At 45.2% G+C, this 26,088-nt stretch carries 26 protein-coding genes and 1 pseudogene; 7 read left to right on the top strand and 20 right to left on the bottom strand.

Features of this window, described 5'->3' with window-relative positions; genetic code table 11:
• Nucleotides 1–28: 28 nt before the first annotated feature.
• Together ACVHUV_RS01445 and ACVHUV_RS01450 are read left to right on the top strand one after the other, a co-directional pair.
• Entirely contained in the window at nucleotides 29–931 is a 903-nt protein-coding gene (locus ACVHUV_RS01445) for a TetR/AcrR family transcriptional regulator (RefSeq protein WP_317944722.1), read from the top strand.
• Between the two features lie 169 nt (nucleotides 932–1,100).
• Nucleotides 1,101–1,895, top strand: a complete 795-nt coding sequence (locus ACVHUV_RS01450; RefSeq protein WP_317944723.1) for a TIGR00266 family protein — start codon at nucleotides 1,101–1,103, stop codon at nucleotides 1,893–1,895.
• 153 nt (nucleotides 1,896–2,048) lie between these two features.
• Here the strand turns inward: ACVHUV_RS01450 and ACVHUV_RS01455 are convergent, their stop codons facing one another.
• The 3 genes and pseudogenes from ACVHUV_RS01455 to hutU all read right to left on the bottom strand — a co-directional run bounded on the left by ACVHUV_RS01455 (nucleotide 2,049) and on the right by hutU (nucleotide 6,378).
• Nucleotides 2,049–3,371 (bottom strand): YjiH family protein, encoded by a 1,323-nt coding sequence (locus tag ACVHUV_RS01455; protein WP_462085875.1) that lies wholly within the window; start codon nucleotides 3,369–3,371, stop codon nucleotides 2,049–2,051.
• Nucleotides 3,372–3,455: 84 nt separating this feature from the next.
• Nucleotides 3,456–4,708, bottom strand: a pseudogene (gene hutI / locus ACVHUV_RS01460) (imidazolonepropionase).
• On the bottom strand, nucleotides 4,705–6,378 hold the full coding sequence (gene hutU, locus ACVHUV_RS01465) for a urocanate hydratase (protein ID WP_462085876.1): 1,674 nt from the start codon (nucleotides 6,376–6,378) through the stop codon (nucleotides 4,705–4,707). Before hutU ends, hutI begins: the two are co-directional and overlap by 4 nt.
• 265 nt (nucleotides 6,379–6,643) lie before the next feature.
• On the opposite strand from hutU, the gene ACVHUV_RS01470 reads away from it, so the two are divergent.
• Entirely contained in the window at nucleotides 6,644–6,949 is a 306-nt protein-coding gene (locus ACVHUV_RS01470) for a hypothetical protein (protein WP_462085877.1), read from the top strand.
• Between the two features lie 331 nt (nucleotides 6,950–7,280).
• Nucleotides 7,281–7,520 (top strand): hypothetical protein, encoded by a 240-nt coding sequence (locus ACVHUV_RS01475; protein WP_462085878.1) that lies wholly within the window; start codon nucleotides 7,281–7,283, stop codon nucleotides 7,518–7,520.
• Between the two features lie 176 nt (nucleotides 7,521–7,696).
• Here the strand turns inward: ACVHUV_RS01475 and ACVHUV_RS01480 are convergent, their stop codons facing one another.
• Complete coding sequence (locus ACVHUV_RS01480) at nucleotides 7,697–9,118, bottom strand: helix-turn-helix transcriptional regulator (protein WP_462085879.1); 1,422 nt, start codon at nucleotides 9,116–9,118, stop codon at nucleotides 7,697–7,699.
• Between the two features lie 88 nt (nucleotides 9,119–9,206).
• Between ACVHUV_RS01480 and hutG the strand changes: the two genes are divergently transcribed.
• The gene (gene hutG, locus ACVHUV_RS01485) at nucleotides 9,207–10,145 is read left to right on the top strand and encodes a formimidoylglutamase (RefSeq protein ID WP_462086839.1); all 939 of its coding nucleotides are present in this window, start codon (nucleotides 9,207–9,209) and stop codon (nucleotides 10,143–10,145) included.
• 80 nt (nucleotides 10,146–10,225) lie between these two features.
• On the opposite strand, the gene ACVHUV_RS01490 is transcribed toward hutG, so the two are convergent.
• The 11 genes from ACVHUV_RS01490 to ACVHUV_RS01540 form a co-directional block, all read right to left on the bottom strand.
• On the bottom strand, nucleotides 10,226–11,152 hold the full coding sequence (locus ACVHUV_RS01490) for an ArsA family ATPase (protein ID WP_462085880.1): 927 nt from the start codon (nucleotides 11,150–11,152) through the stop codon (nucleotides 10,226–10,228).
• A 14-nt stretch (nucleotides 11,153–11,166) separates the two neighbouring features.
• Nucleotides 11,167–11,424: a cory-CC-star protein gene (locus tag ACVHUV_RS01495; RefSeq protein ID WP_462085881.1), complete on the bottom strand. Its 258-nt coding sequence runs from the start codon at nucleotides 11,422–11,424 to the stop codon at nucleotides 11,167–11,169.
• Nucleotides 11,425–11,437: 13 nt separating this feature from the next.
• Nucleotides 11,438–13,171 carry a carbon starvation CstA family protein gene (locus tag ACVHUV_RS01500; protein ID WP_462085882.1) on the bottom strand — a complete coding sequence of 578 codons (1,734 nt, stop codon included), beginning with the start codon at nucleotides 13,169–13,171 and terminating at the stop codon, nucleotides 11,438–11,440.
• Nucleotides 13,172–13,399: 228 nt separating this feature from the next.
• Nucleotides 13,400–14,065, bottom strand: a complete 666-nt coding sequence (locus tag ACVHUV_RS01505) for a DUF4085 family protein (protein ID WP_462085883.1) — start codon at nucleotides 14,063–14,065, stop codon at nucleotides 13,400–13,402.
• Nucleotides 14,066–14,382: 317 nt separating this feature from the next.
• Nucleotides 14,383–15,345, bottom strand: a complete 963-nt coding sequence (locus ACVHUV_RS01510) for a 2-hydroxyacid dehydrogenase (RefSeq protein ID WP_462085884.1) — start codon at nucleotides 15,343–15,345, stop codon at nucleotides 14,383–14,385.
• Nucleotides 15,346–15,848: 503 nt separating this feature from the next.
• The gene (gene moaA / locus ACVHUV_RS01515) at nucleotides 15,849–16,859 is read right to left on the bottom strand and encodes a GTP 3',8-cyclase MoaA (protein ID WP_462085885.1); all 1,011 of its coding nucleotides are present in this window, start codon (nucleotides 16,857–16,859) and stop codon (nucleotides 15,849–15,851) included.
• Entirely contained in the window at nucleotides 16,840–17,430 is a 591-nt protein-coding gene (locus ACVHUV_RS01520; RefSeq protein ID WP_462085886.1) for a molybdenum cofactor guanylyltransferase, read from the bottom strand. The genes moaA and ACVHUV_RS01520 overlap by 20 nt, the downstream gene beginning before the upstream one ends.
• The gene (gene moaD / locus ACVHUV_RS01525; RefSeq protein ID WP_462085887.1) at nucleotides 17,430–17,663 is read right to left on the bottom strand and encodes a molybdopterin converting factor subunit 1; all 234 of its coding nucleotides are present in this window, start codon (nucleotides 17,661–17,663) and stop codon (nucleotides 17,430–17,432) included. Before moaD ends, ACVHUV_RS01520 begins: the two co-directional genes overlap by 1 nt.
• Nucleotides 17,660–18,106, bottom strand: a complete 447-nt coding sequence (locus ACVHUV_RS01530) for a molybdenum cofactor biosynthesis protein MoaE (protein WP_462085888.1) — start codon at nucleotides 18,104–18,106, stop codon at nucleotides 17,660–17,662. Before ACVHUV_RS01530 ends, moaD begins: the two co-directional genes overlap by 4 nt.
• Nucleotides 18,093–18,605, bottom strand: a complete 513-nt coding sequence (gene mobB, locus ACVHUV_RS01535) for a molybdopterin-guanine dinucleotide biosynthesis protein B (RefSeq protein WP_462085889.1) — start codon at nucleotides 18,603–18,605, stop codon at nucleotides 18,093–18,095. Before mobB ends, ACVHUV_RS01530 begins: the two co-directional genes overlap by 14 nt.
• Nucleotides 18,602–19,858: a molybdopterin molybdotransferase MoeA gene (locus ACVHUV_RS01540; RefSeq protein WP_462085890.1), complete on the bottom strand. Its 1,257-nt coding sequence runs from the start codon at nucleotides 19,856–19,858 to the stop codon at nucleotides 18,602–18,604. The genes mobB and ACVHUV_RS01540 overlap by 4 nt, the downstream gene beginning before the upstream one ends.
• Nucleotides 19,859–19,954: 96 nt before the next feature.
• Between ACVHUV_RS01540 and moaC the strand changes: the two genes are divergently transcribed.
• Nucleotides 19,955–20,449 carry a cyclic pyranopterin monophosphate synthase MoaC gene (gene moaC, locus ACVHUV_RS01545; RefSeq protein ID WP_462085891.1) on the top strand — a complete coding sequence of 165 codons (495 nt, stop codon included), beginning with the start codon at nucleotides 19,955–19,957 and terminating at the stop codon, nucleotides 20,447–20,449.
• A 150-nt stretch (nucleotides 20,450–20,599) separates the two neighbouring features.
• Here moaC and ACVHUV_RS01550 read toward each other — a convergent pair whose 3' ends face one another.
• From ACVHUV_RS01550 to ACVHUV_RS01570, 5 genes are all read right to left on the bottom strand, one after another.
• Nucleotides 20,600–21,094, bottom strand: a complete 495-nt coding sequence (locus tag ACVHUV_RS01550) for a MogA/MoaB family molybdenum cofactor biosynthesis protein (RefSeq protein WP_371391052.1) — start codon at nucleotides 21,092–21,094, stop codon at nucleotides 20,600–20,602.
• A 31-nt stretch (nucleotides 21,095–21,125) separates the two neighbouring features.
• The gene (locus tag ACVHUV_RS01555) at nucleotides 21,126–22,145 is read right to left on the bottom strand and encodes a ThiF family adenylyltransferase (RefSeq protein WP_462085892.1); all 1,020 of its coding nucleotides are present in this window, start codon (nucleotides 22,143–22,145) and stop codon (nucleotides 21,126–21,128) included.
• A gap of 555 nt (nucleotides 22,146–22,700) precedes the next feature.
• Nucleotides 22,701–23,345 carry a response regulator gene (locus tag ACVHUV_RS01560; RefSeq protein WP_462085893.1) on the bottom strand — a complete coding sequence of 215 codons (645 nt, stop codon included), beginning with the start codon at nucleotides 23,343–23,345 and terminating at the stop codon, nucleotides 22,701–22,703.
• A complete protein-coding gene (locus ACVHUV_RS01565) occupies nucleotides 23,342–24,403 on the bottom strand; it encodes a sensor histidine kinase (RefSeq protein WP_462085894.1) in 1,062 nt (353 codons plus the stop codon). The genes ACVHUV_RS01560 and ACVHUV_RS01565 overlap by 4 nt, the downstream gene beginning before the upstream one ends.
• Nucleotides 24,404–24,489: 86 nt before the next feature.
• On the bottom strand, nucleotides 24,490–24,777 hold the full coding sequence (locus ACVHUV_RS01570) for a hypothetical protein (RefSeq protein WP_462085895.1): 288 nt from the start codon (nucleotides 24,775–24,777) through the stop codon (nucleotides 24,490–24,492).
• A 94-nt stretch (nucleotides 24,778–24,871) separates the two neighbouring features.
• Here ACVHUV_RS01570 and ACVHUV_RS01575 point away from each other — a divergent pair, with 94 nt between their 5' ends.
• Entirely contained in the window at nucleotides 24,872–25,894 is a 1,023-nt protein-coding gene (locus ACVHUV_RS01575; protein WP_462085896.1) for a LytTR family transcriptional regulator DNA-binding domain-containing protein, read from the top strand.
• The last annotated feature ends 194 nt before the right edge of the window (nucleotides 25,895–26,088 follow it).

A 26,088-nucleotide genomic window follows, 5' to 3' on the forward strand; every position in this document is an offset into this window, starting at 1 on the left:
AAATGAATTTTACAAAAAGGTGATCTATATGAATGATCGAAAGTTGCATGTCCTCTTAACTGCCCAAAGACTATTTATTGATAAAGGGTACGTCACCACATCGATTCAGGACATCATTGAGGCTGCTCAAATCTCCAAAGGGACGTTTTACAATTACTTCTCTTCAAAAAACGAGTGTCTGATGGCCATTTTTGAATTTGCCCATGAAGAAGCGATTGTCCGTAGACGTGAATTAATGCACGGCAAGGACAAGCGCGATAAAAATATATTAGCGGAACAAATTTTGGTACGCATGCACGTCAACCGCGAGCATAATTTATTATCGATTTATGAAGCAGTCTTTTATTCTGGTGATAATGAATTGCGGAGCTTTGTACGCAAGCGGCATTTAATGGAGTTGAAATGGCTAACAACCCGACTTACCGATGTTTACGGCGAAGAAGCAGAACCGTATGTACTCGATTGTGCGGTCATGATTTTAGGCGTAATCCAACACCTCATACACTTCTTGTCTTCTGCAACAGAAGCGATTGCGATCGACGACTTGGTCCACTTCACGATTCGACGGGTTGACGCCATAATGGAGGATATGATTCGGAATGAAGATACGTTGCTTGGCAATAATTATTTGGCTGCATTAACGATTGCTGCTGAAACGCCGATATCTAGGACAGACTTGTTAGTGGAAAAGCTTCAAAAGTTTCTCGTGCGCGTTGAAAAAGAGGAGTTATTTGATGCGATTCAAATGACGCAATTTCTCTTGGACGAAATGAATAAAACAAATTCGAATTTAGTCGTCATCGAAGCACTCATTCCGACTTTCCAGAAGTTGTTCAAAGGGACACGGCTCTACTATCGTTCGACAGAAATCGCCACTCTTCTTTTGCAATATATTGATATTGAGAAAGGGACAGTTCCGCCAACGAAGTAATTTGTTAGGCCTCCAGCTGTTGGTGATGGCGATGAATGTCCCATTTGCGAGCCGCTACATGGAGGTAACGCGGTAAGGTTCATGGTCTTCTATTTTATTAAAGATAAAATGAAACTTCCGGTATTGTTTTTACGTAAAATCAGATACAAATACGAGGAGGTTTCGAGTGATGAACAATCATGAAATTGATTACAAGTTATATGGCGATGATATGCAGTTTGTGGAAGTGGAACTTGATCCACAGGAGACGGTTGTAGCAGAGGCCGGGTCGTTAATGATGATGGATGATAGCATCGTCATGGAAACGATCTTCGGAGATGGTTCAAGCAATTCGGGTGGAGGCTTCATGGGGAAACTGATGGGCGCAGGTAAACGTCTGTTGACCGGTGAAAGTTTGTTCATGACTACATTTACGAACAACGGAACAGGTAAAAAGCATGTTTCATTTGCAGCGCCTTACCCTGGTAAGATCATTCCACTCGATCTCAGTGAGTACAATGGTAAAATTATATGTCAAAAAGATGCGTTCTTAGCTGCTGCTAAAGGGGTTTCTGTAGGCATTGAACTTCAACGCAAACTCGGAACCGGCTTCTTTGGCGGCGAAGGATTCATCATGCAAAAGCTTGAAGGAGACGGCATGGCTTTCGTTCACGCAGGTGGAACGATTATCGAGAAAACACTATCCGCCGGCGAAACGTTACGTGTCGATACAGGTTGTCTCGTCGCAATGACGCAAGACGTAGATTACAACATTGAAATGGTAAAAGGTGTGAAAACCGCATTATTCGGTGGAGAAGGCCTCTTTTTCGCTACCCTCCGCGGACCGGGTAAAGTGTGGATCCAATCCTTACCGTTCTCTAGACTCGCAAGCCGCGTCTTCGCAGCAGCACCACAAACACCAGGCGGCTCTCAAGATGAAGGCAGCATCGCAGGTGGATTGTTCAACATGCTCGGCGGGAAATAACTGTAAACTCAAAGCGCCCAAACTACCGGGCGCTTTCTTTTTATTCGAAATTGTTTTGGTGCCTGTCCCCGAAACGATTCAGAATCGTTCCGGGGACAGGCACCTTAAAATACTAAAAACACTCGGAAATCGCAACTTCCGAGTGTTTTTTCTTTATAGCAGTAAATACGCGATAGGGGTAACGATGAGTAAGGTTAAGATCACACGTTGGATCCAAATAACAATCAATTGCGGAATCGTGAGCGGAATTTCCGTTGACACGATACACGGAACGAGTGCCGAGAAGAAGATAATCGATGATACCGACACAACCGCGATCACAAACTTAACGACTAACGCAGATTCGACGACCAACAACGCTGGCAGGAACATTTCAGCAATACCTAACGCGGATGCTTTTGCGACTAGCATCGGCTCCGGCAACTGCAACAGCCACGTGAATGGGTAGAAAATGTATCCGATCCAATCGAATACGGGTGTGAATTCGGCCAACACAAGCCCCAACAAACCGATTGATAAGATTGACGGCAAAATTGCCATTGCCATCATCAAGCCATCACGTACGTTCGTCACAATGTTTTGCGCAAACGTAGGTGCTTTGGAAACCGTGTCCATCGCTTCATTCCATGCAGTCGCAATCCGTCTCCCTTCCGGCTTCACTTCCGGTTGAGGAGTCGCCCCTTCGTAGTATTCATCTTTGAATGAACGCAACGGCCAAATGTGGACCGTGATTGCTGTAACAAGGAACGTCACGAGTAACGTCACCCAGAAGTACAAATTCCACATACTCATCAAATCCAAAGTCTTCGCTACGACGACCATGAATGTCGCCGAAACTGTCGAAAATCCTGTTGCAATAATTGCAGCTTCTTTCGCCGTGTACTTCCCTTCTTTGTACACTCGGTTTGTAATTAACAACCCAAGTGAGTAAGAACCCACAAACGAAGCAACCGCGTCAATCGCTGAACGTCCGGGCGTTCGCCATACCGGTCGCATGATGGGTTGCAAGAGCACACCGATGAATTCTAACAAGCCATAACTAACGAGCAACGCTAAAAATATCGCTCCAATTGGCACTAATAATCCCACTGGAATAACCAATTTATTTAGCAAAAATGGTCCCATACTCGGTTCAAAAAGCCACGCTGGCCCTACATTGAAGACGAGCAAAATGCCTACTATGAGCCCAACCACTTTAAATACCGAAAATACCCTATTCACCGTCGATTTTTTCCAAGCACCTGAGACGAATGGATAAACCGCCCCCGCCAAGATGACAAGCAACGCATAATACGGCAACGCGCCCCCTGCGTGCGTCTGAATGAACGTGACGATATGATCGAGCATAATTGAACGCTTTTCACCAATCGTGACAGGTACAAAAAACATGAATGCACCGATTGCACTAAATACAAAAAACTTCCACATGCCTGGATTTGAACGCACTACTTTCACCTTTTCTCCCACTTGCTCCATACATTTCACCCCTTCTGAATGTTCCGTTAATTATCCTTTCAAAAATACCGTGAATGAAACACAAGCTTCATTCACGGCCATTCATCACCCTACAACTCGAACGCCTTTTTTCCATACTTTATCGACATGGTTGACGCCAAACAAGTATTGCAGTTCTTGATAATTGCCGATGTCCCACATGACGACATCCCCTTGCTTTCCTACTTCAAGAGATCCGACCTTCGCTTCCATTCCAATTGCGCATGCAGCATTCATTGTCGCTGCAACGAGTGCTTCCGCCGGTGTCAGACGCATGGAAATGCACGCCAAATTCATAACGAGTGGCATCGAGGTTGTTGGCGAAGATCCCGGATTACAATCTGTTGAAATTGCAACTGCGACCCCTTCATCGACCATTTTGCGTCCTTGCGCCGCTTGCTCACGTAGGAACAGTGCTGTTGCTGGTAATAAACAAGCGATGACACCTGCTTCTGCCATCTGTTGAATTCCCTCGTCAGATGCTTTTAATAAATGCTCCGCTGAAATGGCACCGACTTTTGCGGCCAACTCTGCCCCTCCATATGATTCGATTTCATCCGCATGAATTTTCGGATCAACCCAAGCTTTTTCCCTGCTTCCAAAATCCGTTCAGATTGTTCAGGAGTGAAGACACCTACTTCGCAGAACACATCATTGAACACCGCAAGCTTCTCTTCCGCAACAATCGGCAGCATGTCATTGATGATGCTATCAATATATTCATCTTCCTTACCCTTATATTCTAACGGAACGGCATGCGCCGCCATGAATGTCGAGACGAGGTCGATTGGATGCGTTTCATTCAATCGCTTCGCCGCCCGCAACTGTTTCAACTCCGTCTCCCAATTAAGACCGTACCCACTTTTCCCTTCAACAGTCGTCACACCATGTATGAGGAAGGAATCTAGTCTCCGCGTCGACTGCTCGACCAACTCGTCTTCTGTCGCTTCTCGTGTCATCCGGCTCGTCGCATGGATGCCGCCACCCGCATTCATAATCTCCATATACGTAGCGCCTTCTAGCCGCATTTCAAATTCTCTTTCACGGCTCCCCCCATACACGACATGCGTATGCGGATCGACAAGTCCTGGCGTAACTAACCTTCCTGAAGCGTCAATCACTTCCGCGTCAGCGGCACGGTCGCCATATTGCTTCTGCAATTCCTCCGTCGTTCCGATCGCTTGAATGACTCCATCTTCTATCCATATACTGCCGTCTTCAATAATGCCTAGTTCAGACATCTTCTCACGTTTGCGCGGTCCATTTTCACCTGCAATCGTCGCTAATTGTGCTGCATGTTGAATCCAAACTGGTTTCAAGACCGTTCACCTTCCATCATCGGGATATTGACCCCTTTTTCTTTTGCTGTCTGAATCGCCAAGTCATAACCTGCATCGACATGTCGTGCAATGCCCATGCCCGGATCTGTCGTCAATACACGTTCCAAACGAGCTTCCGCTTCTTTCGTTCCGTCCGCCACGATAACCATTCCCGCGTGTTGCGAATAGCCCATACCAACACCGCCACCATGATGGACAGACACCCACGTTGCCCCACCGACTGCATTGATCATCGCGTTTAAAATCGGCCAATCCGACACAACATCCGACCCATCTTTCATCGCTTCCGTCTCACGGTTTGGTGACGCTACCGATCCTGAATCGAGGTGATCCCGTCCGATGACGATCGGCGCGCTTAATTCCCCACTTGCGACCATGTCGTTAATGATTTTCCCAAAACGTGCACGTTCGCCATACCCGAGCCAGCAAATCCGTGACGGCAATCCTTGGAACTGAATTTTTTCCTGTGCCATCCTGATCCAATTGCATAGATGCGTATTGTAACTAAATTCACGTAAAATCACTTCGTCCGTCTTTCGGATATCTTCCGGATCACCCGAAAGCGCCACCCAGCGGAACGGCCCTTTCCCTTCACAGAACTGTGGTCGAATATACGCAGGCACAAATCCAGGGAAATCAAATGCCCGATCCACCCCTTCATCTTTCGCGACTTGACGAATGTTGTTCCCATAGTCGAATGTGACTGCACCTTTATCCATCATGTCGATCATCACCGAAACATGTGTCGCCATCGAAGCTTTCGACCGCTTTACGTACTCTTCCGGATTGGAATCGCGAAGCTCGGCTGCCTGTTCAAGCGTCATCCCTGAAGGTATATAGCCGTTCAACGGGTCGTGCGCTGATGTCTGATCCGTCAAGACATCTGGATTGAAGCCGCGTGCAATCATGGCAGGCAAAATATCCGCCGCATTTCCAAGTAACCCGATCGACAAAGCCTTCCCTTCAGCTTTCGCTTCTTCTGCTAAACGGATCGCTTCATCCAATGAATCCGTTTTAACATCTGTATACCGCGTCTCAATCCGGCGATCAATACGCGATTCATCGACTTCGATGCCAATACAAACACCACCTGCCATCGTTACGGCCAATGGCTGCGCACCACCCATACCACCTAAACCAGCCGTTAACGTAATCGTTCCTTTTAAGGAGCCGCCGAAATGTTGCTTACCGAGTTCCGCAAACGTCTCGTATGTCCCTTGAACAATCCCTTGCGAACCGATGTATATCCAGCTACCTGCCGTCATCTGCCCGTACATCATCAAGCCCTTCTTATCGAGCTCATGGAAAGTCTCCCAGTTTGCATACGCAGGGACAATGTTCGAGTTCGCAATTAATACACGCGGTGCATCCGTATGCGATTTGAAGATTGCAACCGGTTTTCCTGATTGGATCAATAGCGTTTCATCATTTTCCAACGCTTTCAATGACCGAACAATCGCATCGAAACTTTCCCAGTTACGAGCCGCCTTGCCGATTCCCCCATACACAACCAATTTGTCCGGGTGCTCCGCCACATCCGGATGTAAATTGTTCATCAACATCCGAAGTGCCGCCTCTTGCTGCCACCCTTTCGTATGTAACTCCGTACCTCGATACTGAACAACCTTCTCCAATGTATCCGCTTTCATTTTCAACCAACCTCCCTTTCGTTACTATCATTCTATAAGGAAAGTTCAGTTAATAGTTTATAGATTGTTTGCTTTTTTATACTTTTTTAGCTGATTGCATAAGCTGATATAATCAAAGTTGTATTCTATAATAATATGTTTGCGTAAACAATAAGATGGTTGGGGAAAAAAGATAGTGCATATAGTCTTCGGAAAAATCAGTATTTTTAACTCATAGTTTTTTTTAAAAAGTAAGTATATTATTTTAGAAAAGGAGGTAATTTTAATGAAAAAAATATTTTCATTTGCATTAACTATCATTCTATTGTTTGGGTTCAGTATTCAATCAGATGCTGAATCATTAAGAAGCCTTCCTGAATGTAAACCGTTCAATGACACATTATCTATTACTTCACCATTGAATGAACCAGACGATATGAATGCTTTGTGTGGAGGCAAGAAAATACTTGGACCAGTCCAAATTAGAAGCACAGGAAGAACAGCCCACCAAATAAAAGCTGAATATGGTTTCTCGTCGAAACATGATTTATATCAAATAACAAAAACAAAGCAAGTTGTGATTGTCGAATAATCATCACTGCGAATTTCAGAGTACACCCACTATTACATTACAACGAACTAATGGAGGAGGATGTTTTTGGATTCATTTTTATTAGGTATTTCGGTAACTTCTGAAGCAAAATCTTTCCATAGTAATTGGGGACAAGAATTCAAATTGTTTTCCAGTACAGATATTGATACGATTTTAGGAATAACTAACTCATTTCATTTTAAATAGAGGAGATTTTAATTTTTTTAGCCAACATGGGAAGGCAGCTTATGCCTATTGGAGCCGGTTTGTTCGATTATCAGACAATCAAACATCGGCTTGTGCATATGATCACGATGAAGCAGTATTACAATTGTTTAAGAACCTAGAAGTTCTGCTCGGAAACCCAAAAGACTTTAGAAATCGTCTCGATGTAATTATGAAGGAATACGATTGTACTTGTCTGATCGAGCTTATTTTTCCAGAAGGGTTAAGTGGGGCGTTATATAAAATTCCTCATAGTCATATAGAATGGCTTGCAAAACTGGAAGTACCTTTTCAATTCCGAATGATTCGTGTAGATATGATGAAGGAGCTATTAGATAGATGTTGACAAAGAAAGGATCTAGTTTCTTTAACAAGTATTCAATTCGTTAATATGCATAATCTCATAATGACCAGGATAGTATTTTAAGATTGGATGTTGTTTTCAAGCCAACTACTAAATCCTGGTCAGTACCCTCTACAAAGTCAATAAGTGTAAATCCATCTTTTTTTCATCCTCGCAACTCAGCCCACTCTAAACTGATAAGGCGTCCGACCCGTCTCCTCTTTAAACCGCTTACTGAAATAGGTCGCGTGTGTGAATCCGGTCGATTGCGAAACATCTGCAATCGCCAAGTCAGTCTCTTTCAACAATCGTTTTGCCTCAGCGATGCGAATCTCCAATAACGAATTGCTGAAGGACTTCCCTGCTTCACTCGCATACTTTCGGCTTAATGTGCTTTTATGGATGTTCAATTCCTCTGCACATGCCGCCAAGCTCCACGTCGCATCCCAGTAATTCGCTTGCATGCGCTCTTGTACTTTATCGACCAAGCTCCCCTCCCGTCGCATCACTCCTTCAGACGTTTGCAGTAAATCGGCAATGAACGCAAGGAACGATTGGATAATTTGGTACATGACTGGCTCTCGAATGACGGTTTCAAATACTGCGCGATAGGCTTGCTCGACAGTTTGTGATTTCACGGAATGCGCGGTCATATACCTCCGCACTTGTGCGAGAATACTCGTCAGTCGGACGCGGACCATTTCGGGATCAGGAAATGGAGCTTCCACCGTTAAAAAGTCCTGTTCCATCCATTCCCGTATGGCTACCATTTGTCGTTTTTCAAGCATCTCCACCCATTTCCGTTGCTCGAGCGGTGACAGAAACGGATCCATCTCCCGCCAATGAAGCTCTTCTTGTTCCAAAGACAATACATCATAACCGTCATAGAAAATACGTTCATGGAGACGACGCATTCTTTTATACAGTGAACGATACGTTGTACGGCTTTCATCTGTATGTAAATAGATGGTCAGTAATGCATCCGATTGCAGCTTCCATTGCGAATAAAAGATCGTATACGCTTCTTGAAGGGTGTTGAGATCTATTAACCGATGGATGACGAGCACAAAATCAGAAAACGGGAAGATGTCATATGTAGTCGGGAAATCATGCATCTCGAGTTCGCGGACGAGATGGTCGACCTCTTCAATATGTGATGGCGCGATTAAACTCAACAGCACTGGGGTTTGCACCTCGGTTTCGCCGATGAGCAGGTGTTCATACGTTATGACATCGGTGCGTTGTTGGACGGGTCGGTTACGTTGCGCTAATTCGTTCCGCCAACGGAAGCGAATTTGTTGGATCTGTCGAATAAGCCTGTCCGGTTGAAATGGGCGGAATAGGACATCTTCCGCCTTTAAGGATAGGGCTTTGTAGACAGTCTGGAATGTCCGTTCAGATGAAATGCCGAGCCAGACGGCATGTGGCGGGACTTCGAAATCTGCGTCGAGCAATGTCAAGTCGATAATATAAAGGTAAGCGTCTGTGGACGGGTTGCGAACGTCGGCAATTTCCACCTGCACGTCGGTCCATTGTGAGGTGAGGAGCCATTTTAATCCTTGTGCTTCGAGCGGGTCTTTCATGAGCAACACGATATTCATACGATCACCTTTCTATAAATCGATTGTTGGAATAATCATAATCTAGCGATATACTGTTGGCAAGGAGTCTCCTTCAGAAAGGGATGGTATTGTGAGTGAAATAATTTGGACTGGGAGAATAGATGATAAAGAGGATCGAACAGCTTTCCGCTACCATCAAGTTGTGGAAGTGCTTGACGTTCAAGAAGCAGTGAATGTCTGTGCGGTTATAGGGTTTGAATGTGAGGAAGGGGTTCGGCGCAATAAGGGGCGGCTCGGTGCAGCGCAGGCTCCTAATGCCATACGGAGCGAACTTGCGAAGTTGCCATGGCGTTTCCAAGAGCATAAACGGTTTGTCGATGTCGGCAATATTACGTGTCGCGGTGAGGAAATGGAAGCCGCACAGCAACAATTAGGTGACATTGTGAAGACTATGCTAGCGAATGGATCAACGCCGATCATTTTAGGTGGCGGGCACGAAACGTTATTCGGCCATTATGTAGGGGTTCGTGAATTTCTCGGAAAGGACGCTTCTCTTGGCATTGTCAATATCGACGCCCATTTCGATTTGCGTCCGTACGATGAACAGACTTCTTCCGGCACGATGTTCAGACAAATTTTAGAACATGATGCCCATGCAGCGTATTTCGTGGCGGGCATCCAAAGATACGGTAATACTGAGGAGCTATTTAACCGAGCTGATGCTCTCGGTGTCACATACGTCCACGAAGATGAAATGACGCCAGGACAACTGGGGCAGTTAATGGATTCACTGGATGCGTTCATGGACAAGCATGATGCCGTTCTCCTTACGCTATGCACGGATGTCTTGAATGCAGCATATACCCCCGGCGTCAGTGCCCCGTCCCCATTCGGATTGGAACCGACGACCGTCCGTGAGATTATCCGGAAAGTCGTGGGGCACGAGAAGACGTGCTCATTTGATATTTGTGAAGTGAATCCTTCATTGGATGAAAACAACCGGACGGTTAAGCTCGGTGCGCATTTTGTGAATGAAGCGGTTGCGGGGTTTATGAGAAAGCAGTAGCGAGAAATACAATACGCCCACCGAAAAATTGATTCAAAAAAGGCCACTTAGATTTAGCGTTCTAAGAAGGCCTTCTTTTATCACGTCAATTGTTCACTGAACAGCGCCAAGTCTTCAAAACTCGTAATGTCGCTTTGCAATAACGGCACAAAGAGAATTTCTTGCTCGTTAAACGACTGCTCAATCATCTCCAAATATTTTTGTTCATGTGCTTTTCGTTCATTCCAAAATGTACCTTCCACGTTTTCAGGAAGGACTTTATTGACGACGATCGACTTCACTTCGAGCGAATGCCGTTTTAACAAGTCGATCGCTTTTTCTGTTTCCAAAATCGGTAGACGCTCGGGGTTCAAAACGAACAGGAACCCTGTTGTCTGGCGATCCATTAATAGTTCCCGTACTTGGGTAAACCGTCGTTGCCTCTCCGCTAATACATCGTAAATAGGATCTTCCATAGGCTCCCCATCATTTAACAGGCGCGAATAGTTTTCATTTGTCTTCTTCCGCTTTTCCAATAAACCGTGAATCCACACACCCATTAGTTCAGGCAGAGACAGCAAGCGGATTGTATGACCCGTTGGCGCTGTGTCGAACACGATTTTGTCGAACGACTTCCGTTCTTCCAAAATAATTGTAATTAATTTATCAAACAGAGCCGCTTCGTCCGCTCCTGGTGAAGCTTTTGCCGTATCCAATTGACGATGCACTTCCTCCATCAAACTGGAATGGACGACACCTTTAATATTATCTTTCACACCTGCGATGTATCGTTCCGTTTCAAGCTGTGGATCGATTTCAAGCGCAACGAGTCGATCCGCTACTTCCACTGGCTTTCCACCAATCGGTCGACCAAATAGATCTCCGACATTGTGAGCCGGATCGGTTGAAACTAATAGTGTCCGGTACCCCGCTGTGGATAGGCGGTGTGCGATGGCCGCAGCGGTTGTGGATTTGCCCACTCCGCCTTTTCCACCGACAAAAATGATTTGTTTCGTTAATACATCCATCATTTCCCCTCATTTCAGCAACAGCGGATGCCATGCATCGGAGATTTCTCCATTCCCATGCGCAAGTGCCATTCATGAAATTTTTCGATCATATACGGATACAGTTCCAATGTGTAATAATACGCCGGATTCGGGATGCCAATCATTTCGGAATACAGGAGGAGGAAAAACAGATCTTCCTCATCCCGTAACTCTGCTGCAATCTCCCGGCGATGCGGCAAACTAATGATTTCTTCATAGTACGAAATCAATCTTTTCAGGGAATCAATCATGGAAACACCTCGATTACTCTTCGTCCACTGAAATCTTTTGATTGCTCGACAAAGCGGAAACCGCCGTCAAAATGATCCAAATTGCAAAGACGAAGATGATGGCACCGAATATGAATAGAAGCCAATTGGAATTAGACCCGAACCAAGACCACTCAAAGAGGACTTGCTTGAACATTGCGAGTAACGTCATAAATAATAGGAAAATCATCGGAATAATCGCCACTAAATAATTTCTGCCCAATCGTTTCAGCCAAACCGCTATGAGCAGTAAACTGATTCCCGCTAAGAGCTGATTTGCCGTACCGAACAATGGCCAGAGCAAATAGCCTCCAGAACCAAATCCATTTGGACCTTGTGGAAGAAGGACAAGCGCAGCACTGGATAGGACCGCAACTGATGTCGCAACATGCTTCTTCGCAAGCTTCGGCATTTTGTATTCCATGCCTAGTTCTGCAATGATATAACGCATGAGACGAACGGACGTATCCAATGTCGTTGCTGCAAAGCTGATGACGATGATCGACACGATCGTTGTTGCGATGTCTGCAGGAATGTGTAAGCTCGTCGCCAATTTACTCGCACCTTGTACGAATACTGTCAAACCAGACCCATTCGCTGCCCCGAAGCTGCTGTACGTTGCAAGGAATGCATCTTTGTTCGGGAAGAATGTGATGACTGCGACGATGGAAACGAGTGCTAAAATCCCTTCTCCGACTGCACCAAGATAGCCAACGAATCGTGCGTCCGTTTCTTTATTCAACTGCTTGGATGAAGTACCGGAAGACACAAGGCCATGGAAGCCTGAAATGGCACCGCACGCGATGGTAATGAATAATAACGGGAACCACGAAACATCTGAAGTAGCGTTCGTCATCGGAGCAGTAATCGTTGGATTCGCGAACAACAAGCCTAAGTAGAGAATACCCAATCCGACGACGAGCTGATGGGAGTTGATAAAATCACGTGGTTGTAGCAAGCGCCAAACTGGCAATGTAGAAGCAAAGTAGACATATACCATCAAAATGATAATCCAGATAAAGAACGCTGAAGAAACGGCACCGAGGCCGAACAGGCCAGCCCCTTCCGCCCCACCCATGTACTTCACAAGGTCAATTTGCAAGAAGCTCACCTTGCTCGAAACAACAGCCGCAATATACATGACTGCCAAAGCAACTAACGAAGGAACAAGCATCTTCTTCTGGCGTTTGTATACAGCCGTCCCGATCCAAATGGCTAGTGGAATTTGAATGAAAACCGGAAAAACGCTTGCCGGGAATTTAATGAACAAGTTTGAAATAACCCAAGCAAACACCGCATTCACCATTAACACTAAAATAAGGATAATGAACAAGAACAAAATCTTTGCCCGCTGGCCGATTAATTTATTCGCAAGCGTGCCTACCGATTGACCTTTATTTCTCACTGATAATACGAGCGTTCCAAAGTCGTGGACACCTGCAGCAAACACTGTGCCGAGTACAACCCACAGTAAAGCCGGCAGCCAGCCCCAATAGACCGCAATCGCCGGCCCTAAAATCGGTGCCGCCCCCGCAACAGACGTGAAATGATGCCCCCACAGGACAAACTTGTTCGTCGGCACAAAGTCAACGCCATCTTTGTACCGATGCGCCGGCGTCACATAATTTGGGTCAAGCCTAAAAATCTTCTCAGCGACAAATTTGGAATAAAAACGGTACCCTAATGCAAAAACAACCATTCCCGCCAATGCAACAATAATTGCACTCACTTTCCCTTTCCTCCATTCCCTCTCAATTTGCACTTCATTCGGAAAAGCCCAAACGAAGGTTTTTCCCGTTTCTGTACTATTACAATCTATTAAGCGGGACAACTACTTATGCCTTGAGTTGGAGATTGTGGCGGGAATTAATTGCTAGTTGGAGAGATGGGTCTATGGGCGAGGTGGGGAAAGGTTTAGTAGGAAAATGGTTTACTACACAATGGCGAAATTTTTCAATCAGACATCTGGATCTATTATTTCAACTTCTAATGTAGCAGCCTTCATGTGAAATTCTGTTAGCGGATAATTAAATAAGATGTTAACTTCGAAAAAGGATACGTCTCCCGATACTTCATCATACAACCACTTTGCTCCTTTTATATTTTCATCTACTGAGAGCTCTTTTACATTTGTAAAAGTCAACTTTACTTTAATAGATTTTCCATTCTTATAGTGCTCCAAAAGCATATAACACTTCTGTTCTTCAGGTTTACACTCAAAACTAATCACTTCTGCGTCATGTAAAGCTTCTTCATGTAATTGAACAACGCTTGTAGGGAGTTCATTTTTTATTGACTCATACCTCTCAATCGAGGCATGTTTTACACACTCTGCCTTTGTATTAAAAGATTTACGCCACTGATTAATTATTCTTAGATTTTCACTTGAAGGATAATCAGTAACTATAGTCTTATCATGGATTAATTTATGTAAGGACGTAGGAAGGTACTTCAACAAATCTTCTTTCATAAGCTCTAAATGCAGTATCCTGTTATCTATATAGTCCTTTTTGTCCTCTTTTAAGGAATCCATAAACTCATTCCACTCTTCCCTTGAAGACGGAAATGTTATAAATGCAGCTACTTGCATTTCCTCATAAAATTCTTTGGTATAAAATTTCATTTTTTCATCTCCCTTCGACCTAATCATTATTACTTCATTAATAGTTAATTCATATAAGACCACTCGAATATAGTACTACAATACTGCAAAACAATTAGGCTGCGCATAAGACATTTGCTGCACAGCCTGTGTGAGAGAAAAAGATTTAAAGTTGGTACTGATTACGTTAAGCGAGATTACTATAAACAACACACTGAATAGTTAGCATGTTCATTGCTAATAGACTGAATAAATTACTTAGCTTCTTGCTACTTTCGATTACAAAATTAGCAGTTGACCTCTACAATCAAACCCAGTTCTTTTAATCGTCCCTTCCATTAAACAACGCGGTGCTTCGGATTTTTCCCTTCCAACACATCCGTAATCGCTTGCATACTGACACGCATCATTTCCATTCTCGTTCTTACAGATGCACTGCCAATATGCGGAACCGCTGTAACGTTCGGCAACGTCAATAATGGATGATTTTTTGACACCGGCTCTGTTGCATAAACATCCAGCCCCGCTGCCCAAATGGTCCCCTTTTTCAGCGCTTCGTACAAAGCATCTTCATCCACAATGCCGCCCCGTGAAGCACAAATAAAAGTGGCAGTATGCTTCATCAATGTCAGTTCTCGTGCTCCAATCATGCCAGCCGTCTCGTCCGTGTACGGCGCTAACATGACGACGTGGTCTGATTCAGCAAGTAATTCGTCCAATTCATTGCGTGTCGCTCCAAGCGTATCTTCCGCATCGGCATTTCGGCTACGATTGCAATACAGCACGTCCATGCCGAATCCTTTCGCACGCCGCGCGACCGCTTCCCCGATCCTTCCCATTCCAATAATGCCAATCGTCGTTCCCCACACGTCCTGTCCCGTAAAACCAAGCGGCGACCATGACGTCCATTCTCCGTTCCGCAACACTCGTTCAGCAGACGTCATCCGGCGAGCTGCCGCCATTACTAATGCGAACGTCAAATCCGCCGTCGTCTCCGTTAGCACGTCCGGCGTGTTCGTCACGACGATACCCCTTTGCTTTGCCGCTTCCGTGTCAATGTTATTAAAACCCACCGCCAAGTTGGAAATGACTTTCAAGTTTTTCGCTGCGCCCATCAATTCTGCATCAATCGAATCAGAAATCATTGTCAACAAAGCATCCGCTCGTTCGCTTTCTTGTAATAAAACATCTCGTGGTACGGCGACTTCTTCTGATTCCCACATACGTACCGTAAATTTCTCTAGTAACGGTTGTACCACTTCGTCTGGCAACTTTCTCGTAATATACACACTCGGCTTCATTAGTGCTCCCCCCAACGGATTTTCCCTCAGTTTATCATGCGGTGAGTGGAAGATGAAGACTTATCAGGTAAATCAGAAGAATATTGGTAGAGGTTATCAGTCGAGTTCACAACTTATTCGATTGAATACAGGAAGTTATCAATTGAATAGCGGAAGTTATCGATCGAATAATAAAAGTTATCACCATTTCGTTACCTTCGAACTATGATGTACAAGCTGCACAGACCACTTATTTGTAAAAGGCTTTCTGCGCGAGATGCTTATTACCTGGCCTTCCAATACTCCGCGGAACTCGTCATCGAATAACAACTTTTCATCCATCGCGCCACATGCACTTGACCAACTAGTGTTTTCTTCTCCGCGCAATTCCCCTATCAATCACTTGCGCAGTTCTATCAATCACTTTCACAATTCTAATGAACATTTCATGACTTACTACCTACCGCCACACCAACAAAAAAAGCGCTTCGCCGACTTTTCCGCACAGCCGCAAAGCACTTCCTTCATCCACCAATATAACTCATATTAATCTTCTTCCGATTTTTCACGGTTTGTTCCGTCCGCTCGTCAGAATACCGATCCGCCCGACGTTCCCAAACGCCAATCAGCTGATCCATCACTTCTTCATCTGACAGACCACTTCGAATTAATGCCCGCACATCAAACCCATCCGTAGCGAATAAACATGTGTACAACTTTCCTTCAGACGATAGTCTCGCGCGCGTACACGTTGAACAAAACGACTCCGACACCGACGTAATGAATCCGACTTCCGCCCCATTGTCGACATAGCGATATCGCTTCGCCACTTCACCAAAATACGCTTCTTCTGCAGGCTCCATCTCATATTTCGCAGCAAGCCGCTCATAGATCTCCTTCTTCGTGACAACACTGTCAAAACTCCAGCCATTGTCATTACCGACATCCATGAACTCAATATAGCGGAGCGTAATACCACGCTCTTTAAAGTACGCAGCCATCGGAAGGATTTCACATTCATTGACACCTTTTTTCACAACCATATTCACTTTCATTGTGAAACCGATGTCCTTCGCACGATCAATATTACGTAAAATGAGATCGGGCTTAATGCCACGGCCGTTCATTTCACCAAAAATATCCGGATCCAACGCATCGAGGCTCATATTCAAGCGCCGCAACCCTGCGTCGTACAACGCTTGCGCCTGTTGCCCCAACAACACGCCATTCGTAGTCAACCCAATATCTTCAATCCCGTCAATTTTCGTCAGCTTCGCAATTAACGTCGCAATATCCCGCCGCATAAGCGGTTCCCCACCCGTCAAACGAAGCTTCTTCACGCCAAGCAAAGCAAAAATACGTGCCAACCGCTCCATTTCTTCAAAAGAAAGCAGCTCACTTTTCGGCAAAAACACATAATCATCACCAAACACTTCTTTCGGCATGCAGTAAGAGCAACGGAAATTGCAACGGTCCGTCACCGAAATGCGCAAGTCACGGATCGGTCGACCTAATTTATCGACAATCGTTTGCATAACCGTCCACTCCCTTCAAACTATGTGGCGTATTTACATTCATGAATTCCGAAGCATTTTCCGTCAAACTTGCTCCTTGAACCCAACGCACGCCAACTTTTTCTTGCACGTTCATCACCCGTCGCTGCCCTTCCAGCAACGCACTTCTTAACACTGATTGCGCATCCCGATCCCACACCGATACGAGTGGATGATGCTTCCCATCTGAAATGACTGCTGTGACACCGGACACATGACATGCAACTAACCGACCAATCGTTTCAGCACTCAACAACGGCATATCGCATGGCAGCACAATGTACCGATCCGCCTCGACCGTTTCCATTCCTGATAAAATCCCAGCAACCGGTCCTTGTCCAGCAAACGCCTCCACATCTGTAATTACAAAAAGCTCACTTGGAAATGCATCCACTAATTCCGGCCGCGTCACAATGACAACCTCGTCACAAAACGGGCTCAATGCACGCAGGGACAACTCATAAAACGAAGCGCCATTCCATTTCGCAAAAGCTTTTGGCGATCCGAACCGTCTTGATAAACCGCCTGCTAGGAGGATACCAACCGTTTTCATCAGCCACCACTCACCGGCGGAATAAACGCACACACATCGCCCGAATGGATGACATCACCTTTCAATGCATACTCTTCATTCACCGCCACTTGAATCGTGTCTGCACCAAATCCAGGATACGTCGCCTCCGCCCAGTCCAACAGTTCACTGACTGTCATTGAATCGCGATGGAGTGTCTCCTGTCCTTTACCGGTCAATTCCCGCAGTCTCGCGAAATAATGCACTTGAATCATGCTTGCTCCACCCCCTTTTCCGGATACTTCTTTTGTGCCCCAATCCATTCTTCTCCGTCTTCCCAAATTTCCTTTTTCCAAATCGGAACAATTTCTTTAATCCGTTCAATCGCATATTCATTCGCTTCATATGCCGCCTTTCGATGAGGGGACGAAACCGCGATGACGACCGCAATATCCGAAATTTGCAGCTCACCGATCCGATGGGCAATAGCAACTCGGATGCCCGGCCATTTCGCTTCCATCTCCGCCCCGATTTGTGCAAGCTTCTTTTCCGCCATAGGTATATACGCTTCATACGCAAGGTACAACGTTTTTACGCCATGCGTCCACTCTCTCACGTTACCTGTGAAGATTGTGACGGCACCTGCTGAAGGGTGCAATACATAATCAGAATACTTCTGGATATCAATCGGTGTTTCGACAATTTCAAACGGTTTCATTGCCATTCCCCTTTCCGATCCACTCTATGAACCAGTCATCGATTTGTTCAACGTGCTCACGTGAATGAATATGTATGCACTCAACGTTCATTGGCGCATAACCGATGACAAGTTGCCGACCTTGCACGTGCCGAAGCGTTTCCCATTCCGCATCATCACGAACAAAAACGACTTTATCACCTACTTCTCCTTTATACCCTTCAATCAATAACACGTCGGGCGTTCCGTAACGAGCCAACTGCTTTAATTGCACAAAATCCGGCTCTTCATTCCAAACAAACTGCACGGCCCCGCCACCTGCTACAAGCGTGGCGTCAGCACCATTCGCCATAAACTGCATCGTGTCCGTTTTTCGATCCGGCATATCGGGTTTGCCACCATGTCCGTGATGCTTCAATACAGCAACCGTAAAGCCCTTCTCCTTCAATAAACGGATCCACCGACTCATAAGCGTCGTCTTCCCGCTGTTTTTGTAGCCGACGACATGGAGCGTTTTCATAACGTCCACTCACGAACGCCTTGTTCACTGCCAAGTAGGAGAATATCGACGACATCTCCCGCTTCATAACCGCGTGTTCCGCTCGGTAATACAATGAGACAATTCCCTCGTGCAATCGAAGAAACGGCATTTGATTTATTAAACCCCGCAGGTACTGCCACAACCCTATCCGGTGTGTATGTCCAAGTAGCACGTATGAACCGCGTAAACGGATTTGGTTTCGTGAAATCTTCGCCCAATGTCGCGGCCATCCTCGGCATATAAGGGGCTGTATCACCCATCATCTGAAGAATCGCAGGTCTCGTAAACAGCTCGAACCCCGTAAAGCACGCAGACGGATTGCCTGAAAGTCCGAACAGCAATTCCCCGTCCAACACCGCGACAGTCGTTACACTCCCCGGACGCATCGCGACTTTATTGAACAACACTTTCGCTCCGAGCCGCTCATAAATGACAGGCAAGTAGTCGTAATCGCCGACAGATACCCCGCCCGTCGTAATGAGGAAATCCGTCTCTTCCAGCGCCTTCTTCACGACTGTTGTGCAATGATCGAGCTCATCCGCCGCCATCCCGTAAGAACGGTACGCGATGCCCATCCGCTCGAGTTGTGCACGAATCATCGGGCCATTGGAATTGCGAATTTTCCCCGGTACAAGCGCTTCCGACACATCTAATAATTCGGTTCCTGTTGATAAAATACCGGCAACCGGTCGTTTCGCCACTTTCACTTGTGCATAGCCGAAAGTGGCAAGCAAAGCAATTGTTCCTGGATGAATAAGCGTACCCGCTTCGATCAGCTGTTCACCTTTCTTGCAGTCTTCACCTTGATAAGAGATGTTTTCACCTGACTCAAACGGCTTACGCAACGTGAATCCAGTAGCTGTTTCCACCGTCTGCTCCAACATGACAACAGCGTCCGCGTTTTCTGGCATTTGCGCACCCGTCATAATCCGATATGCTTCCTTTTCACCGATCGGCCGCTCTCCAACATAACCGGCACCAATTTCACCGACAACGTTGAAAGTGATTCTAGAATCGCCCGTCGCTCCAGCGGAATCGATCGCACGAATTGCAAATCCATCATAAGGCGATCGATCAAAAGGCGGTACATCATGTTTGGCGATAATGGGTTCAGCTAAAACGCGGCCATACGCATCTTCCAAATCAATTACTTCCGTACCAATAGACACCACTTCATTCATGACACGCTTCACAGCTTCTGCAACACGTATCGGCTTTCTCATTTCCACCATACGATTCGTCCCCCTTCTCTGCTATACTACGAATAGATTCAATGTATAAGATTATGTATGATTTTATTTACAACCCTCACGAAAGGAATGAACAACATGTCCGAACTCACACATTTTAACGAACAAGGTCGGGCCAAAATGGTCGACGTATCCGACAAAGCAGTCACAACACGAACAGCCATCGCCATTTCTTCCATCCGTGTAAATGCAGCAATCCATGCGCAAATAACAGATGGGACGAATAAAAAAGGAGATGTCTTTGCCGTTGCACAAGTTGCCGCGATCATGGCAGCTAAAAACACGGCATCACTCATTCCGATGTGCCACCCGATTCCATTAACAGGTGTAAATGTTCACTTCGACTGGCACATCAACGAAGCCGACAACCTTTACGAAATCCACATTCAAGCAGAAGTGAAGACGAAAGGTGTCACCGGTGTCGAGATGGAAGCCCTCACCGCCGCATCCGCAGCCGCATTGACCATATACGACATGTGCAAAGCAGCAGGAAAAGAAATGGTCATCGGGCCCACGATGTTAATGAAAAAAACAGGCGGCAAAAATGGCGACTTTGAGCGAACGACTGATTAATGAAGCTTATTTATCGGGTTCAATATAGAAAAAATTAACTCCATCACCGAAGCTTGGTCACTCACAATCCGAGAATTGTCGCCTCCATGGAATTAAAGTCAAAAGCCCTTTATGTAGGCAATCTACTTAGCATTTTCGACGTGCAAGTCTTTATCTCAAATGCTTTGTCAACTCGTGAACGATATGGTGCAATTCAGGGAGGATCAACTTATCCATCGCCAATTCTACCGCTTTGGAAGAACCCGGCAACGCAAATAACACCTTTTCCTCTATTGCACCCGCCGTCGCACGGCTTAGCAGCGCTTTGGATCCGACATCTTCCGTATAACTTAAAAATCGGAACAATTCTCCGAATCCATCAATTATTTTGGAGAATAAAGGCGTCACCGCTTCAATCGTAATATCACGCTTGCCGATTCCAGATCCGCCCGTGATGATAATTGCTTCAATTGTAGCATTTTTCGACCATTTTTTCACGATGTCTGTAATCTCTTCCTTTTCATCAACACAAATCTTGTAATCTTCAATCTGATGTCCAGCCGCCTCAGCCTTTTGGATAATCGTTCCACCACTTTTATCCGTTTCCTTCGTCCGCGTATCACTAACTGTCAACACAGCGATGCCAATCGAGCTTTTCTTATCCATTTCATGCAGATGTGACAATGATTTCACTCCTTTATCCAAACAATTGATGGTACAGTTTCCGTCCTTCATGCCGATCTCTTAATCCGTGAATTAATAAACGGCCGTTTTCAAATAACACACATCGATACCCTTCTGCGTGGAATTCAATGAAATACTTCGTTGTTCTATAGGTAGAACCAAGCCGTTTTGCCACACGTTCTCCATCTTGAATGGACAATCGTCGATTGCTAGCAGGAATGACTTGGACCGTATCTCTTCCGCAAAGCACCGCATAGTTTGTCGCTTCCGTTTGTTGAATCGATGGATAAGTTGGTGCCGCGCCACACGTTTCGCACTGGGCATTTTGCAAACGAGCGATGCCTGCTTCCACTTGTGTATTATGCCAAACATCAAAATGGAGAAGCTTTGTCATCATCGCATCCTCATTGCCCGTCAACCATTTCAACGCTTCCGCAGTCTGTCTTGCCGCCACTGTTTGTACAGCTGGCGCAATGATACCCGCCGTATCACACGTTTCATTCACAGCCGGAAGAACAGGAAGTAAACAACGAAAACAAGCAGTCTTACCAAGAATAAATGGAAAAACCGTCCCCGAACTGCCGACGCATGCGCCATAAATCCAAGGAATTCCACGCTTCCAAGCGACATCATTCATGAGCAGACGCGTTTCAAAATTGTCCGTCGCATCCATAATAATAGCTGCATCCTTGACGAGTTCTTCAAGAAGCGATCCATCAACGTGATCTAACACAGTACGAATCTCGCAATCTTGGCGAATCTCCTTCAGTTTTCTTGCTGCAGCAACTACTTTTGGCACGCCGTCCAACGCATCCTGTTCTGTAAACAATTGCTGTCGTTGCAAATTGGATATCTCTACATAGTCACGATCTGCGATGGTTAGCTTTCCAATTCCAGCACGTACTAGCATTTCCGCAATTGGCGAGCCTAATGCGCCACAACCAATGACAACAGCATGCGCTTGTTTTAACCGTTGTTGTCCCTCCTGCCCAATCGGTTTGAACAACGTCTGACGTGAGTATCGATTTTCCATGTCCTATTCACCCCCACATTCTCACTATTATCCAGCAATCGCGCAGCTTCGTTAATTGAATCATTCCCCGAATAAACCCTTAGTTTGTCGAAGGCATTTAGCGCGAGAGGAAACTCCACCAACAATAAATTCCCGCGCTACTACTATCAGCACATATCCAGTCAATCGCGGCATAAATCATTGGAACTCCGCATTAACTCGCCAATCGCGGCATACTTGACTAAAACGGCGCATATTCCACCAAAACGCCGCATACTTCTCAAAATCGCCGCATAATCTAGCTAAACGCCGCATATCCAGGCCGCCCTCTATAAGTAAACCCTTAGCTTGTCAAAGGCATTTAGCGCGAGAGGAAAGTCCAGCTACAATAAATTCCCGCGCTACTACTATCAGCACATATCCAGCCAAACGCGGCATAAATCAATGAAACTCCGCATTAACTCACTAATCGCGGCATACTTACTTATAACGGCGCATATTCCACCGAAACGCCGCATACTTCTCAAAATCGCCGCATAACTAACTAGCCTACACTTTGTACAATTCCTTCACCATTCAAAAAGTCAAAAACTTCTTGCGCAAGGCATATTCAACTAGCTCTGGCCGACTTTTCAACTGAAGCTTTTCCATCAATTTCGCCTTATGCGCTTCCACTGTTTTCACGGATACATACAACATTTCAGCGATTTCTTTATTGCCATAGCCTTTGGCGACGAGCGGCAAAATTTCAATTTCCCGTTTCGACAAAATCTTATACGGATCCGTTTCTCCATCCTGCTCTCGATTGTCAAGTCGTGTAACGAACGAATTAGCCATTGACTGCTGGATGTATTGTCCACCTTGATATACCGTACGAATTGCATGAAGCAACTCTTCGTCAGGCGCATTCTTCAACACGTAGCCCGACGCCCCGTTCTTCATGACGTGATGCAAGTATTCTTCATCGTCATACATCGTCAAGATAACGATTCGTGTTTCAGGAAAATTTTCTTTAATTTTCCCCGTGGCAATTAACCCACTTTCCCCGGGCGGCATGCTCAAATCCATCAACAAGATGTCCGGCTGGTATTTTGCCACTACATCATACGCTTCCAAGCCATCCGCCGCTGTCGCTACAACTTCCATATCTTTTTGGAAATTAAGGATATGCATGAAGCCACTGCGCACGACCGCATGATCATCTGCAATGACTATTTTCATGTTTTATCTCCCCCTTTCACAGGCACTTTCAGCAAGATGACAGTACCTTTCCCTACTTCTGACCGGATCTTAAATTCGCCATTCACAAGATCCGCCCTTTCTTGCATGCTATAAATACCAAGCCCCGTACCTTTCGGAGACATCTCTTGCATCTGGAACCCCTTCCCTTCATCCGCGACGAATAAATGAAGGTAACCTTCTTCCTCATGCAAACGAACGACAACTTCATCCACTTCCGCATACTTCAATGCATTAAAGACAGCCTCCTGGCAAACGCGGTAAACGACTGTCTCAATTTCATTTTCATAACGCTTCGTCTCTAAAGCTGCTTGAAAATTCACGTGAAGTCCATAATTCTTCTCAATCCACTTGAAATGCGTTCGGAACGCAGCCTCTAATCCTAAATCATCCAAAGTTGCCGGCCTTAATTCGACAGACAAGTGACGGATATCGTCCAACAAACGCATTAGCGATCCTTCTGTCTGTTGCACTTTCTGCAACACATCTTCTTCGATTGTCATATATTTCAACACACGCAAGTCGACTAACGAACTGAGCATCTCCTGCGCAACTCCGTCATGCAGCTCACGCGACAACCGTTTCCGCTCATCTTCCTGCGCTTTAATGACCCGTTTCATCATCATTTTCCGGTTCAACTCGTCTTGTGTCCGATACTGATCCGTCAAATCACGTAACATGAACACCCGAACACCCGTCGCTTCATCGATCGTCTGAATACTCGCCGAATAAGGAATGACACCCCTTCCCTTCGTCTCAAAATACACTTGAAACGAGCCAATATCCTGATTTGGTTCGGACATATAACACGCATGGCAAGTCTGCACTTCATCCGCACTCATATACCCTTTACACGTCCGACAAATCGCCTTCGTGCTCCCCGCCATCATTTGCTCATATACATCTTTCTCCAAGATATTTTCTGCTGCCGCATTCATCGACAGCACCTTCCCCTGCCGATCAAAAAAGAAAATCGCCTCATCCGACTTCCCATACAGCTGCAAAAGCAAATTGGACAACTGCTCATTCGACGCATTCATCATTTAAAAACTCCTTCACTCTTGGCACTCATTCTTAACGCACCCGAAAAATCGTCCTTCTATACAGAATATACCGCCTATAAATATTATTCAATGGCTTGAGTTGGAATCGTAACTACTAACGATGTAGTCGTTGCTGTAACAACGTGAGAAGTTCGAGATTCTCCGTTATCACCGTTTCCAAACACTTTACCACCGATTCTCGAGCCGTTACCACCGTTTCCAAGCACTTTACCACCGATTCTCGAGCCGTTACCACCGTTTCCAAGCACTTTACCACCGATTCTCGAGCCGTTACCACCGTTTCCAAGCACTTTACCACCGTCTCCACGAGTTAACCTCAGTTTTGAGACATCACTCTCTCTCCCTATCAATTATCCTCCTTTTCCCCTAAGAAATTTCGTAACAATACAAAAACTGTTATACTGAATAGAAAATAGAGATTTTTGTAGAAATGAGGAATGTTCCGTGTCACTCCAATTTATTAACGCGGAAAAAAGAATTCATGATGCAATCATTTTCCCTGCATTTGATTTATCAGTCATACCTGGGAAAACGGTGGCGATTTATTCAAGTGTAAATGTGCGTGAGCAACTGATGAACCTTTTACTTGATAAAACAAGATTATCTACAGGTGAAATCCGTGTCGATGAGCAGACAATCTCCAACCATAAACGACGAATTGGTTACTTCTTTTTACATGCCGGACTTTATGAACGATTATCAATAGAAGAAATGCTACGATTTACTAAGCGGATCTATGAGACTTCAATATGTATTGACGATGTAATTGAATTAACGCATTTGGAAACGAAGCGGAACATAAAAATTAAGCACTTATCCTATTCAGAGAGAAAGCGTGTACAACTTGCCTGTCTTCTCATCCAAGATTCATCAATCTATGTGCTGGAAGAGCCTGACCAAAATCTTGATTTGGAATCAAAACGGATCTTATTATCAACGATTGAACGACTCAAAAAACAAAACTTAACAACTTTCATCATTACAGGGAATATGGAGAGCGCCGTGACGATGGCGGATGAAATTTTCCGGTTAGACGAAAATGGGCTTCGTGCCATTTCTACGAAGCTTGCTATTCATGAAGAACCCTCCTTGGAACGTGAAGAAACGATACAGGAATCAATCGTTCCAGTTCGTCTCGAAAAAATTCCGACGAAGGTGAATGACAAAATCGTTCTATTTGATCCACCGGAAATTGATTATATTGAAAGTAATGACGGACAATCTTTCTTACATATTAAGGGAGAATCGTTTCCTTCCGTGTCGACATTAAACGATTTGGAGACAAGATTGTTGCCATTTGGTTTCTTTCGATGCCACCGATCCTATATCGTAAACTTACAAAAAGTACGTGAAGTCATTACGTGGACTAGAAATAGCTATAGTCTTGTGCTAGATGATAAAGACAAATCGACAATTCCTTTATCAAAATCCAAGATGATCGAGCTAAAAGAGATGCTTGGACTCTAAACCTGTTGGAAATTGTATTATTTCCTCGGAAATAATACGACAATTCCCACGCATTAAGCGCAAATTTTTCATCGCTAAACAGAGCATTGAAGAGACCAGTTTCAAGGGTTCTGTTTAGTGCTTTACTAGTTGCCAAAGTAAATGCTTTATTGTAGTTAAGTACCGTAACCCAATCCTACAAATACGGTACCCAT

It is taken from the genome of Sporosarcina saromensis, assembly GCF_054901285.1.